The 13,137-nt window shown below is 71.6% G+C and carries 11 protein-coding genes; 8 read left to right on the top strand and 3 right to left on the bottom strand.

The window, feature by feature from the left end:
- Positions 1-504 precede the first annotated feature (504 nt).
- On the top strand, positions 505-1,818 hold the full coding sequence (locus tag SJY07_RS14810) for an MATE family efflux transporter (protein WP_380160133.1): 1,314 nt from the start codon (positions 505-507) through the stop codon (positions 1,816-1,818).
- On the opposite strand, the gene SJY07_RS14805 is transcribed toward SJY07_RS14810, so the two are convergent.
- The 3 genes from SJY07_RS14805 to SJY07_RS14795 all read right to left on the bottom strand — a co-directional run bounded on the left by SJY07_RS14805 (position 1,805) and on the right by SJY07_RS14795 (position 5,491).
- Positions 1,805-2,302, bottom strand: coding sequence for a methylated-DNA--[protein]-cysteine S-methyltransferase (locus SJY07_RS14805; RefSeq protein WP_380160131.1), 498 nt, complete (start codon positions 2,300-2,302; stop codon positions 1,805-1,807). The two genes, SJY07_RS14810 and SJY07_RS14805, sit on opposite strands and share 14 nt — an antisense overlap.
- Positions 2,299-3,888: an AlkA N-terminal domain-containing protein gene (locus tag SJY07_RS14800; protein ID WP_380162335.1), complete on the bottom strand. Its 1,590-nt coding sequence runs from the start codon at positions 3,886-3,888 to the stop codon at positions 2,299-2,301. Before SJY07_RS14800 ends, SJY07_RS14805 begins: the two co-directional genes overlap by 4 nt.
- A gap of 271 nt (positions 3,889-4,159) precedes the next feature.
- A complete protein-coding gene (locus SJY07_RS14795) occupies positions 4,160-5,491 on the bottom strand; it encodes an NtaA/DmoA family FMN-dependent monooxygenase (RefSeq protein ID WP_380160129.1) in 1,332 nt (443 codons plus the stop codon).
- Between the two features lie 391 nt (positions 5,492-5,882).
- Between SJY07_RS14795 and SJY07_RS14790 the strand changes: the two genes are divergently transcribed.
- The 7 genes from SJY07_RS14790 to SJY07_RS14760 all read left to right on the top strand — a co-directional run bounded on the left by SJY07_RS14790 (position 5,883) and on the right by SJY07_RS14760 (position 13,119).
- Entirely contained in the window at positions 5,883-6,362 is a 480-nt protein-coding gene (locus SJY07_RS14790) for a riboflavin kinase (RefSeq protein ID WP_380160127.1), read from the top strand.
- A 47-nt stretch (positions 6,363-6,409) separates the two neighbouring features.
- A complete protein-coding gene (locus SJY07_RS14785; RefSeq protein ID WP_380160125.1) occupies positions 6,410-6,634 on the top strand; it encodes a hypothetical protein in 225 nt (74 codons plus the stop codon).
- A gap of 98 nt (positions 6,635-6,732) precedes the next feature.
- Complete coding sequence (locus tag SJY07_RS14780) at positions 6,733-7,845, top strand: LLM class flavin-dependent oxidoreductase (RefSeq protein WP_380160123.1); 1,113 nt, start codon at positions 6,733-6,735, stop codon at positions 7,843-7,845.
- A 102-nt stretch (positions 7,846-7,947) separates the two neighbouring features.
- Complete coding sequence (locus SJY07_RS14775; RefSeq protein WP_380160121.1) at positions 7,948-8,973, top strand: ABC transporter permease; 1,026 nt, start codon at positions 7,948-7,950, stop codon at positions 8,971-8,973.
- Positions 8,970-10,505, top strand: coding sequence for a sugar ABC transporter ATP-binding protein (locus SJY07_RS14770; protein ID WP_380160119.1), 1,536 nt, complete (start codon positions 8,970-8,972; stop codon positions 10,503-10,505). Before SJY07_RS14775 ends, SJY07_RS14770 begins: the two co-directional genes overlap by 4 nt.
- Positions 10,506-10,660: 155 nt before the next feature.
- Complete coding sequence (locus tag SJY07_RS14765; protein WP_380160117.1) at positions 10,661-11,812, top strand: sugar ABC transporter substrate-binding protein; 1,152 nt, start codon at positions 10,661-10,663, stop codon at positions 11,810-11,812.
- Positions 11,809-13,119: an NtaA/DmoA family FMN-dependent monooxygenase gene (locus SJY07_RS14760; RefSeq protein ID WP_380160115.1), complete on the top strand. Its 1,311-nt coding sequence runs from the start codon at positions 11,809-11,811 to the stop codon at positions 13,117-13,119. Before SJY07_RS14765 ends, SJY07_RS14760 begins: the two co-directional genes overlap by 4 nt.
- Positions 13,120-13,137: the final 18 nt, after the last annotated feature.

Raw genomic sequence — 13,137 nt, 5'->3', positions numbered from 1 at the left:
CGGTCGAAGGACTCCCCGCCGCGTCCGCCGTCGCGGTCGCCGCCCTTGCGGCCACCCCGGCCACCGTTGCGGCGACCTCCGGACGACCCCTCGTCGGGGAAGTCGAAGTCCGCGGGGGGCTCGTCGTACGTGGTCACAGAAGCCAGCTCCAAGTCCCCGGGATCCCCGGATACGTCCCCGCGACGAATCGCTCGCCGTAGTCCTACGGCACGCCTCCGACACGCCCTCCGACCCACTCCCTGGCACAGTGACCGACCGTCCCCCGGCTGGTCAAACGGCCCTGTGCACAGGGCGGTGGACAGCCTGTGGATGACGTGGGGACCGTTGTGCACAGGGGGTGGACAACCCTGTGGACAAACTCGGCCAAAGCGGTGGACAACTTCCGGGACGCCCCGCTGACCTGCGACGATGCCGTCCACTGCGTGTGGAGACGAAAAGAACCGTTCGGGTGAAGGGAAGTCGGTCACGTTGCAGTTCGGTAACGCTCTGTCAAGGCGGCTCAAGGTGACGCAGCGTGATGCCGAGATCCTCCGGTTGGCCGTCCCCGCCCTGGGTGCCCTCGTCGCGGAGCCCCTGTTCCTGCTCGCCGACTCCGCCATCGTCGGTCGTCTCGGCACCTTCCCGCTGGCCGGGCTGGGCATCGCCGGCGCGGTGCTCGGGACCGCCGTCAGCGTCTTCGTCTTCCTCGCCTACGGCACCACCGCGAGCGTCGCCCGCCGCCTCGGCGCCGGGGACGCGAAGGGCGCGCTGAGCCAGGGGGTCGACGGGATGTGGCTCGCCCTCGGGCTCGGCGTCGTCACGGCCGTCGTCACCCGCCTCCTCTCCGGTCCGCTCGTCGACCTCCTCGGCGTCTCCGCGGCGGCGCGTCCCTCCGCGCTGACCTACCTGCACTGGAGCCTGCTGGGGCTGCCCGGGATGCTCGTGGTCCTGGCCGCCACCGGGGTCCTGCGCGGCCTGCAGGACACCCGCACCCCGCTGGTCGTCGCGAGCGCCGGAGCGCTCCTCAACGTGGCGCTGAACCTGCTGCTGGTGAACGGCGCCGGCTGGGGCATCGCGGGGTCGGCGATCGGGACGGCGACGACGCAGGTGCTGATGGCGATCGTCCTGGCCGCGGTCGTCGCGCGCGGGGTCCTGCGGACCGGGGCGCGGGTGCGTCCGCACCCGCTGGGGGTGCTGCGCAACGCCGTCGACGGGATCCCGCTGCTCGTCCGCACCGTCACGTTGCGCGTCGCGGCGCTGCTGACGACGTTCGTCGCCGCGGCCCAGGGTGACGCCGGGATCGCCGCGCACCAGGTCGCGAACACCGTCTGGACGACGACGGCCCTGGCCCTCGACGCCCTGGCGATCGCCGCGCAGGCCCTCGTCGGCCGCGCGCTGGGGGCCGCGGACGTCGACGGGGTCCGGGCGACGATCCGCCGGATGACGCAGTGGGGCGTCGGCGTGGGCGTGCTGCTGGGGGCCCTGCTGATCGTCACGCGTTCCCCCGTCGCCGGGTTCTTCGCCCCGGAACCCGAGGTCCGCGGCTACCTGAGCGCAGCGCTGGTGGTCCTCGGGGTCTGCCTGCCCGCGGCGGGCTGGGTGTTCGTCCTGGACGGGGTGCTCATCGGCGCCGGTGACGGTCGTTACCTCGCCCGCGCCGGGGTCGTCACCCTCGCCTGCTACGTCCCCGCGGCGCTGGCCGTGCTGTGGCTGGTGCCGACCGGACGGGCCGGGCTCGTCTGGTTGTGGGTCGGGTTCGCCGGTGTCTACACGCTGGCCCGGTTGCTGACCCTCGTCCGCCGCGAACGTGGGGGCGCCTGGATGGTCACCGGCGCGTGAGGGCCTCGCGGTCGAGCAGCGCGGTCTTCAGCGGGGTTCCGTAGCGGAAACCCCCGAGGGCGCCGCCGGAACGCAGCACCCGGTGGCACGGGACGAACAGGGCCGCGGCGTTCCTGGCGCACGCCCCGGCGACCGCCCGCACGGCCGCGGGCCGACCCGAGCGTTCCGCGAACTCGGTGTAGGAGATCCGCTCCCCCGGTTCGACGTCGCGCAAGACCTTCCAGGCGTGCTCGCGGAACTCCCCCGACCGCTGCCGGACGGGGACCGCGGCCGGTGCGTCCAGGTCGCCGTCGTAGTAGGCCCGGACCGCTTCCTGCGCGGCCCGCAGCACCGCGGGGGAACCCGTCGTCGTGCGCAGCTGCGGGTGCACGAGGGCCACCAGCTCGTCGATCGAGTCCGTCCAGCCGGCGGCGAGGACGGCGTCGTCGGCGACGACCACCGAGAAGGGTCCGTCGGGCGTCGTCAGGGTTTCTGCGGTGGTCATCGTGGCGGCCTTCCATCGGTGGTCCAGCGGTCGGTGGTCCAGAGGTGCATGGCGGCGTAGGAACGCCAGGGCGCCCAGCGGGCCGCGTGCTCGCGCAGCCGTCGGTGGGCGGTGGCGCTGGGGAGACCGGGGTCGAGGAGTCCCAGCGAGCGGGCCCCCGCGGCGAGGGCGACGTCGCCGGTCAACCAGCTGTCAGGGTCACCGAGCACCCGCATCGCGACGTGGGCAGCCGTCCACGGTCCGATGCCGACGCGGGCCGAGAGGTTCTCGCGCAGGACGTCCGGGTCGACCCCGACGTCCACGACGAGGTCCCCCGCGGCGAGGTCGCGCGCCGCCGAGACCACCGTGCGGACCGACCGGGCGGGCAGGCGCAACGCACGGTCGGCCCCTGTCTCGACGACCCCCGCCGCGATCTGCTCCGGGGTCGGGAACAGGAGGTCCAGCCCAGGGAACCTCGACGGGTGCGGGGTTCCGAGGGCCCGCGCGAGCCGACCGAGGTGGGTGCGGGCGGCGGCCACCGAGATCTGCTGCCCCACGACGCTGCGGACGAGGAGTTCGTGCGCGTCCACCGCCCCGGGCACCCGGATCCCCGGCGTCGAGGCGACCGCGCGGGCGAGGACGGGATCAGCCGCCAGCGCCGCGTCCACGGCGACCGGGTCGGCGTCGAGGTCGAGGAGGCGGCGGACCCGCGCGACGGCGGTCGCGACGTCGGCGAGCGAACCGAGTTCGAGTTCGGCGCGCACCTGCCAGGACCCCGGAGCGGTCCGCGACGCCGTGACCTGCACCGCCCCCGGACCGGCCGGCAACGACAGGGTCCGCGCGTAGCGCAACCGGTCCCCGTCGGAGACGTCGGCGGTCTCCACCCCCTCGACGGCCCGCACGGCCAGGAAGCCGAACACCCCCGGCGCGTCGAAGGGGTGCCGGACGGGCAGCGCGAGGTCGAGCCGGACCGCCTGCCCGGCCGCCGCGCCGGTCGAGGCGGGACGGCGGGCGCGCAACTCCCCGGGCGCGACGGCGAACACCTCACGGACGGTGTCGTTGAACTGCCGCACCGAACCGAACCCGCTGGCGAAGGCGACGTCGGCGATCCGCAGGTCGCTGCCCACCAGCAGCGACCTCGCCGTCTGGGCCCGTCGTGCCCGGGCCAGCGCCTGCGGGCCGGCGCCGAGTTCCGCGACGAGCATCCGCTGGACGTGCCGGGAGGTGTACCCCAGACGCGTCGCGAGCCCGTCGACACCCTCGCGGTCGACGACCCCGTCGCCGATGAGCCGCATCGCGCGGGCCGCGAGGTCGCGGCGCAGGTTCCACTCGGGGGTTCCCGGGGTCGCCTCGGGCAGGCACCGCTTGCACGCCCGGAACCCGGCCGCGTGGGCGGAGGCCGAGGTCAGGTGGAAGGTGACGTTCTCGGGTCTCGGGGTGCGGGCGGGGCACGACGGTCGGCAGTAGATCCCGGTCGTGGAGACGGCCGTGAAGAACTGCCCGTCGAAGCGGACGTCGCGGGCGCCGATGGCGCGGTAGCGCTCGGCGAACGCGAGGTCACCCTCGACGCCGGGCGCCGCGGTGTCCCGGGCCCTCCCCGGTGCGATGTCCACGCGTCGATGGAACCGCGCCGGACCCCCTCCGGTCTAGCGGGGATCGGACACCACCCTCGGTGGTGGGAGGAGGGCGACCCATCACCTGCGCACACAGGTCGAGAGGGGGACGGCCGGCAGGTCGTGCCGACGCGCGTACCGGCGGCGGCGACGAGCTGGACGGCGTCCGGTCCGGCACCGCAGGACGCTGCGGAGTCCGGGACCGGGAGCACGCGGTCACCCTCGACGGGAGGTCCGCGGGGACTCGACGGTCCTGAGACGTGGTTCAGAACTCCTGCAGGTTCTCCTTCAGCGTCGAGTACGTGTACCCGTCACGGATGAGACCCCGTCGGCGCAGCGCCGGTGCGAGGCCGTCGGTGATCTCTGCGATCTGCAGCCGGGTGGGCGGGGTGTAGAGCAGGAAGCCGTCGCCGCCGACCTCCTCCATGATTTCGCCCATCTTCCCGGCCACGGTGTCGGGCGACCCGACGAGGCCGAGGTCGGTGATCTGGAACGACTCCGCAGCCATGTCCCGCAACGTCTTCCCCTCCTGGCCCTGGAACAGGTTGGCCAGCGAGGAACGCTCCCCGTTGCCCTTCGAGGTGTCGATCGCGTCGACGGGGGTGTCCAGCGGGATCCCGCCGAAGTCGATGCGTCCGCCGGAGGTGTAGGACATGTTCCAGAGGTTGTACTCCACGGCCGCGTCGGAGTACTTCGCCAGGCGGGCCGCCTCGGCCTTGGCCTGCGCCTCCTCGTCGCTCGCGGCGACGACGGGGGTCGCGAGGAACAGGAGCTTCACGTCGGAGGGTTTGCGGCCGTGGGCGGACAACCGTGCGTGCACGTCCTCGCGGTAGGCCTTCATGTCCTCGACGGACTTGCACATCGCCATCTGGGTGTCGCCGTGGGTGGCCGCGAGTTCCCGACCCGGCACCGAGCCGCCGGCGGAGGCGATCGGGATCCGCCCCTGCGGACCGGGGATCGTGTTCAGCGGGCCGCGGGAGGAGAACCACCGGCCCTGGAAGTCGGCTGTGTGCACCCGTTCGTGGTCGGCGTAGATCCCGCGTCCGGGGTCGGCGAGGACCGCCCCGTCCTCCCAGGTGTCCTGCAGGGCCTTGACGCACTCGATCCACTCCTGCGCCATGAGGTAGCGCTCGTCGTGGTCGAGGTGCCTCTCCATGCCGTAGTTCTGCGCGACCCGGTCGGTCACGCTGGTCACGACGTTCATCCCCACGCGGCCCTGGGTGAGGTGGTCCAGCGTCGTGTACAGCCGGGCCGCGAGGTAGGGGTGGTACTGGATCGTGGAGACGGTCGGGACGATGCCGACGTGCTTCGTGCGCTGGGCCATCAACGGGACGAGGGGCATCGGGTCGTTCTTGGGCGCCATGAACCCGCGCCGCAGCGAGACCTCGGCGTCGCCGTGGAAGCTGTCCTCCACCATCGCGGTGTCCTCGATGAGGACGTAGGTGAAACCGGCCCGCTCCAGGGAGTCGGTGAGGTCGACGTAGAGGTCGGGTTTCATCCAGTCCCGGACGTTGGTGCCCGTCCACGGACCGTCGACGGCGGGGTTCCAGGGCTGGATGCCGAAGCCACTGCCGAGGAACCATCCGAGGTGGAACACGAGGGGCCTCCCGCTGTGCGTGGACCGGGCACTTCCCGGTGCAGGACCCAGGCAACGCGGCCCGTGTTACGCCTCGGCGGCGACCGCGTGTCCACCGTGTTGCGCGACCCGTCGCCCCCCGTCCTCCCGGATCACCGCAGGTCAGCGGTGGGCCGAGGCACCCGGTGGCCCCGTTGCGCGTCCGGCGCGGCGGCGATCCGGCGTTGGTCGACGCCGTGCCCACGTCGTCCCAGGTCAGGGGCCCGTGCGTGGTTCCCGAACAGGCGCAATGGACGGGTAACGGAACCGTCCCCGGGACGAAACGTGCGGCTGCGTCTACTGGTCCTGGGGCAGCAGCAGCCCTGCACCAGGGTCACGGACGACACGAGACCGGCAGCACGAGAGGGAAGACATGACCAGCACCACCACGAACGCGGTGAGCATCCGCACCGTCGTCCAGCAGCAGCGCGACGTCGTCCTGCACGTCGAGGGCGTCGTCGAGCACGGCGACGAGCGGGGGCGGCTGCTCGGCTTCCCCACCGCGAACATCGGTGTCCCCGACCACGGCCTGCGCGACGGCGTCTGGGCCGGCACCGTGCAGATCGAGCACGACGGCCCGGTGCACGTCGCCGCGGTCTCGGTGGGGCACCGTCCCACGTACTACGGCAAGGACGGCGACCGGCTGCTCGAGGCGAACCTGCTCGACTTCGCCGGCGACCTCTACGACCGCACGGTCGTCGTCCGACTGCACGTCCGGCTCCGTCCGCAGCGGAAGTTCTCCGGGTCGGCCGAACTCGTCGGGCAGATGCAGCGCGACGTCGCCGACACCCGGACCTGGGCCGTGCGGGAAGGCCTCAGCCGCCTGCTCACGACGCCCGGGAACCCGTCCTGACGGGGGAGGTCCCCACGCCGAACCGGCACGGGGGCCGTCGCGCGCCGGTGCGACGCGCCGCCCGTGGGGCCGAACCGGCCCGTCGGCGCGCCGAACGGGCCAGCCGCCGCGACGTCGAGATCGGCGTCGCCGCGGCCGAGCTGCTCGCGGAGGACGCCCTCACCCACGAAGCCCTCGCCGCCCGGGTGGACGTACCCGTCGGGTTCCTGCAGTGGGCCTACCCGGACCCGGACGACCTGGCCGCCACCGCCGGCCCCTCGACCACCTCCTGACGCCGGGCAGTCGCGCAACAACCGCGTCACACGACGGACAGACCGGGGAAACACCGGCCGCGCACAGTGGTCGGAACGTCCATCCCCGAGGAGTTCCCGTGCGCATCGGCCTGTTCCTCCCCACCACCAACAACGGCTACCTCTACTCCACCGCGTCCCCGCAGTACGCGCCGAGCTACGCGCTGAACCGGCAGGCGACCCTGACGGCGGAGGCCGTCGGCATGTCGTTCGCGCTCTCGATGGTCAAGCACCGCGGGTACGGCGGCGGGATGGGGTTCTGGGACCAGTCGCTGGAGTCGTTGGCGATGATGGGCCCGCTGGTCGAGGCGACGTCGACCATCCGGCTCTGGGCCTCGGTCGGGGCCCCGTCGATGCACCCGGCGATGGCGGCCAAGGCGGCGTCCGTGCTCGACGAGGCGAGCGGCGGCCGGTTCGGGCTCAACGTCGTCGGGGGCTGGAACCGGGCCGAGTACGACCAGATGGGGTTGTGGCCCTCTCCGGACTACCACGGCCAACGCTACCGCTACGTCGAGGAGTACGTCGACGTCCTGCGCGGGCTGTGGAACACCGGCCGCCTGACCCACCACGGCGAGTTCTTCGACCTCGAGGACTGCCTCCTCGACCCTGTTCCCGCACACGGGGTCACCGTCATCGTCCCGGGGCAGAGTCCGCGCTCCCTCGCCTCGGCAGCGCGCCAGGCCGACGTCAACTTCATCCTCGGCGACCTGCCGACGCTGGCCGCGGCCCGACGCGGACTGGTGGCTGTCGCCCGCCCCCTCGGACGCGACGTCGAGAGTTGCGCGCTGTTCGGGGTGATCACCGCGCCGACCGACGAGGAGGCCCGGGCGATCGCCCTCGGGTACATGGAGGCCGCCGACCTGGAGACCCTCGCCGGGTTGCAGGCCGCCGCCGGGACCGACACCACCGGCACCGCGGCGAACGGCAACCTCAGGGACCAGGCGCTGGGCCTCCCGGAGATCCGTTTCGACCACCCGGCGCAGGCACCCGTCGTGATCGGCCCCGGTCTCTACCAGCCGAACCTCGTCGGCTCCTACGACCGCGTCGCCGCCACGCTGGACGCCCTCGAACTCGAGTGCGACGTCACCAGTACCGTCCTGTCGGTACCGGACTACACCAGCGACGTGGAACTGCTCGGTACCGAGGTCCTCCCCCGGACGACGACGTTCGCGCGGGCAGCGGTGACGGTCTGAGCGAGAGCCGCGCAACACGCACGACACACCGGCGACCGCTCACCGAAACACCGCGCAGGCAGCGTGTCCCGCACCAACCACGAGTTCCGGAGGAAGGCCTCGATGTCCATCTCGACGCAGAAGACCGAGGGGGCGACCGGTGGGGACACGCAACCGGTCGCCTCGAAGGACACCACCCCGCGGAGCGGCCGGGGCACCGCCCAGCGCTACGCCCTCCTCGGCATCGGGGTGCTGCTGCTGCTGGTCTGCCTGGCCCTGATCCCGTCGTTCCGCTCGATGCGACTGGTCACGACCATGGTGAACGGGCAGTCCGTCATCCTGCTGCTGGCCCTGGTGGCCACCATCGTCCTGCGCACCGGTGACTTCGACCTCTCGATCTCGCAGACCATGGTCGGCTCCGCAGCCGTGGTCGCCGTGCTGTCGGGCCACGGCGTCTCGCCCGTCCTGGCGATCGCCCTGGCCCTCCTCCTGGGGCTGGCGGTGGGAGCGCTCAACGCCCTGCTGGTGGTCGTGATCGGGGTCGACTCGTTCGTCACGACCCTCGGGTCGTTCACCGCCATGGCGGGTTTCTGCTACCTGGTCACCGGGTCGAGGATCGTCGCCGGCGTGCCGGACTTCTTCGTGAACTTCTCACGCTCCACCGTCGCCGGGCTCCCGCTGGTCACGATCTACGCCTGGGTCCTCGTCGCCGTGCTCTGGTTCGTCTACCAGCGCACACCGCTCGGTCGGTACACCCTGTTCATCGGGGGCAACCGCGACGCAGCCCGCCTCGCCGGTCTGCGGGTCAGCGCGATCCGCTTCGGCGCCTACCTCGTCTCCGGCGTCCTGGCGTCCTTCGTGGGGATCGTCTTCGCCGGGTACTTCGGCGCCGTCGACCCCTCGGTCGGGGGCCAGTACATGCTGCAGCCGTTCGCCGCCGTCTACCTCGGCGCCACCGCCCTCGCCGTCGGGCGGTTCAACGCCGTCGGCACCGTCGTGGCGCTGTACCTGCTGACCATCGGCATCACCGGTCTGCAGCTCCTCGGGGCGCAGACCTGGGTCACGAACGTCTTCTACGGTCTCGCCCTGATGATCGCGGTCACCGCTGCGAAACTGGCCGGACGCAAGACCCGGGCAGGCCTGGCGTGACCGCGGCCCTGGAGGTCCGGGGCATGGTCAAGGCCTACGGCGGTGCCCGCGCGCTGGACGGTCTCGACCTGCACGTCGCCGCCGGCGAGGTCCACGCCCTGCTCGGGCAGAACGGTTGCGGGAAGTCCACCCTCGTCAAGGCCCTCACCGGCGTCCACTCCCCCGACACCGGGACCGCCGCGGTGTTCGGCCGGGAACTCACCTACCCGGTGACGGCCCCGCACACCCACGGCATCGCCGTGATCCACCAGGACATCGGACTCGTCGACCAGATGACCGTCCTGGAGAACCTGGGCGTCAACGCCGGGTACGGGACGCGGCTGCTCGGACCGGTCAGCACCCGCCGCGAGAAGCGGGTCTACGCCGACCTCATGGAGCGACTCGGGATGGCCCTCCCCTTCGACGTGCTGGTCGCCGACCTCGCGCCGGCGGAACGGTCGCTGCTCGCCGTCGTCCGGGCCATGCGGCTGCTCGAGGCCCACGAGGGCGACGGGCAGTTGTTCATCCTCGACGAACCGACGGCGGCACTCTCCGGCGGCGAGGCCGAGAAGTTGCTGGCCCTCATGCGCCGGATGGCCGAGCTCGGCGCCGGGGTCGTCTTCATCTCCCACCGCCTCGCCGAGGTCATGACGGTGTGCGACTCCATGACCGTCATGCGCGGCGGGAAGGCCGTGACGAGTTCCCCGATCGCGCAGACCACCCGCGAGGACATCGTCGCCGCGATGCTCGGCCGGCGGATGGAGGACTTCTTCCCGGATCCCCCCGCCGAACCCCTGCGCAGCGGGGTCGCCTCGGCGAAGGCCCGGCTCGTCGTCGACGGAGTGAGCGGGAACGTGGTCCGCGACGTCACGTTCACCGTGCACGCCGGGGAGGTCGTGGGGATCACCGGTCTCGCCGGCATGGGTCAGGAGGAGCTCCCTGGCCTGATCGCCGGGGTCAGCGCCCCGAAGGCGGGATACACGAGCGTCGACGGGATGCGCCTGAGGTCCAGGTCCCCGCGAGAAGCGATCGACGCAGGCGTCGCCCTCGTACCCGGCAACCGGTTGCGCGACGGGTGCTGGATCGCGGGTTCCGCGGCGGAGAACCTCACGCTGCCGATCCTCACCCGGTTCAGCCGCCCCTGGGGCATCGACTCGGCCGCGGAGTTCACGCACGCCCGGGCCCGGATGGTCGAGGTCGGAACCCGTCCCGACGATCCGACCCTGCCGATGGCCGCCTTCTCCGGCGGGAACCAGCAGAAGGTCGTCTTCGCCAAATGGCTGCAGACGAGACCCGGTGTGCTGCTCCTCGACGAACCCACCCAGGGCGTCGACCCCGGGGCCGCCCACGACCTGCTCGAGGACGTCGTCCAGACCGCCGAGGCGGGTTCCGCAGTCGTCGTCTTCTCAGGTGACCACGAACAACTCGCCGCCATCTGCCACCGCGTCCTGGTCCTCCACCACGGGCGCCTGGTCGCCGAGGTCACCCGCGCCTCGGGTGACCTGAACGAGGCCACCCTGCTGCACGCGTGCGAAACACCCGCAGCCGCTTGAAGCAGTTTCACCCCGCGCCGGGCCGTCACCGCAGTTCAGCGGCCCGGCCCGGTGTCGAGGTGCCGCGAAACAACCGCGACACACCGACGACGCGGACACGACACACGAACGCGGTGTCCTGTCGTCATCCCGCTCCTCCCAGTCCAGGAGACCTCATGTCCCCCCTCGCCTCCCGCCTCCGCGCGGCCCTCGCTCTGGCGGCGACCTCGGTCATCGCCCTGAGCGCCTGCGCGTCCGCAACGGGCGCCTCCTCCGGTTCCCGGGAATCGGTGGCCCCGGCCACCGGCGCCGCGGCCGAGTGCGCAGCCCAGGCCAAGACCGACGTCGACGCGAAGCGTCAGGCGCTCGACCTGGTCGTCCCCACGGACTCCATCGACGTCGGAGCCCTCGAGGGCAAGAGCCTCTGGTTCATCACCGTGAGCATGAACCAGTTCTCCTCGGACATGGCGGTCGGGGTGAAGGCGGCGGCCGACGCCGCCGGTCTGACCACCGTCCTCTACGACGGTCAGGGCTCCGCGAACCGCTTCACCGAGGGCATGAACCAGGCGATCGCCCAGAACGCCGGCGGGATCGTCCTCGTGGGCATCGAACCCTCCCTGATCTCGGCGGAGCTGAGCGCCGCGAAGGCGGCCGGCATCCCCGTGCTCAACACGCTCAACTCCAACCCGACGGACCCCGTGCCCGACGGGATGTTCGCGAACTTCACCGCCGACTTCACGGCCGACGGCAAGACCGCCGCCGAGTGGGCCCTGAACGACTCCGGCTGCGCCACCGACATGATCATCGTCAAGTCCAGCACGGTGCCGGTCTGGAACTACCTCTCCGACGGGGCCGAGAAGGCCGTGGCGGAGCTCTGCCCGGAGGACTGCAAGACCACCGTCCTCGACGTCGACGCCGCCAACATCTCCACCGACCTCACCAGCAAGCTGCAGACCGCGCTGCAGAAGGACCCCGACGTGAACTACGTCTTCATCGTGTGGGACTCCGGCGTCCCCTACGCGCAGCCGGTCGTCGCTTCCTCGGGGACGACGGCGAAGATCATCGCCCGGGACGGCATCGCCGCCAGCCTGCAGATGGTCGCCGAGGGCGACCAGCAGCTCACCGTGGCCACCCCACCGCCGGGCTGGATCGGCTGGGCGGCGGCCGACGACGTCTTCCGCGCCATGCTGGGTGCGAAACCCAGCGGACTGACCATCCCGACCCGCCTGGTCGACCAGGAGAACGTCGGCAGCGGTAGCGATGCGGACGTCTCCCCGAACTACGCCGACTACCAGTCGGCCTTCACGAAGCTGTGGGGTGTCGCGTGAGTTCCGCCGACCCCTTCCGTCTCGGCTGGTTCGGCAACATCGCCAGTCCGGAGTGGAAGAACGCCTTCCCCGGCAACGACGCACGGCAGTGGACCGACGGTCGGTTCTACGTCGACATGGTCCGCAACATGGAGCGTGCCGGTTTCGACTTCATGATGCTCGAGGACTCCCTCATGGTCCCCGACGTCTACGCCGGGACCGCGGAGCTGGAGCTCAAGCACGCGCGCTACGCACCGAAGCTCGACCCGGTGCCGATCGTGTCCATGCTGGCCTACGCGACGGAGCACATCGGCATCGTCGCGACCGCTTCGACCACCTTCTACCACCCGTTCCACCTGGCCCGGCAGTTCTCCACCCTCGACCACGTCACCCGTGGCCGGGTGGGCTGGAACGTCGTCACCTCCTCCGAGGACCGTGCCGCGCAGAACTACGGTCTCGACGCGCTCCCCGAGCACGACCTCCGCTACGAGATGGCGGAGGAGTTCATGGAGGTGACCGATGCCCTGTGGAACTCCTGGGACGCCGACGCCGTCCTCGCCGACCGCGAGACGGGCTACTACGCCGACTTCCGCAAGGTCCACACCGTCGACCACGTCGGCAAGTTCTACCGGTCGCGGGGTCCGCTGAACACGCCCCGCTCACCGCAGGGCAGACCGGTGATCTGCCAGGCCGGTGGATCACCTCGCGGTCGTGACTTCGCGGCGAAGAACGCCGACATGCTGCTGAACATCCCGAACGGCATCGACGGCATGAAGGCCTACCGCGACGACATCCGCCGCCGGGCCGCAAGCTTCGGGCGCGACCCGGACGAGGTCAAGACGTTCTTCGTCATCTACCCGATCATCGCCGCGACCGACGAGGAGGCCCGCGCCAAGAACGAGGCGTGGTACGCCCGCGAGCAGCACAACTTCGAGGTCCAGCTCGCCCACTTCGCGGCGACCATGGAGATCGACTTCTCGAAGTTCGACCTCGACGCCCCCATCCCGGAGGACCTCTCGACCAACGGGCACCAGTCGCAGCTGGAGAACTGGCGCAAGCAGCTCGGCGGGAAGACGATCCGCGAGGGCATGTCCCGGATGCGGGTCCAGTCCCTCGAGCTCGTCGGCAGCCCCGACACCGTCGCGGCCCAGCTCGACGAGGCGATGCAGGAGGTCGGGGGTGACGGGTTCCTGGTCTACGGCCAGCCCATCAGCCGTGAGTACGTGGCCGAGATGACCGACGGGCTGTGCCCGGCGCTGCAGCGCAGAGGTCTGCTGCGCACGGAGTTCTCGCACCCGACGTTCCGGGAGAACCTGCGCTCATTCTGACCCGCCTCCCGCGGTGGT

The sequence above is a fragment of the Kineococcus sp. R86509 genome, from assembly GCF_042466365.1.
Classification (GTDB): Bacteria; Actinomycetota; Actinomycetes; order Actinomycetales; family Kineococcaceae; genus Kineococcus.
The sequence above is the reverse complement of the archived record's forward strand: the minus strand, read 5'-3'. Positions and strand labels throughout refer to the sequence as shown.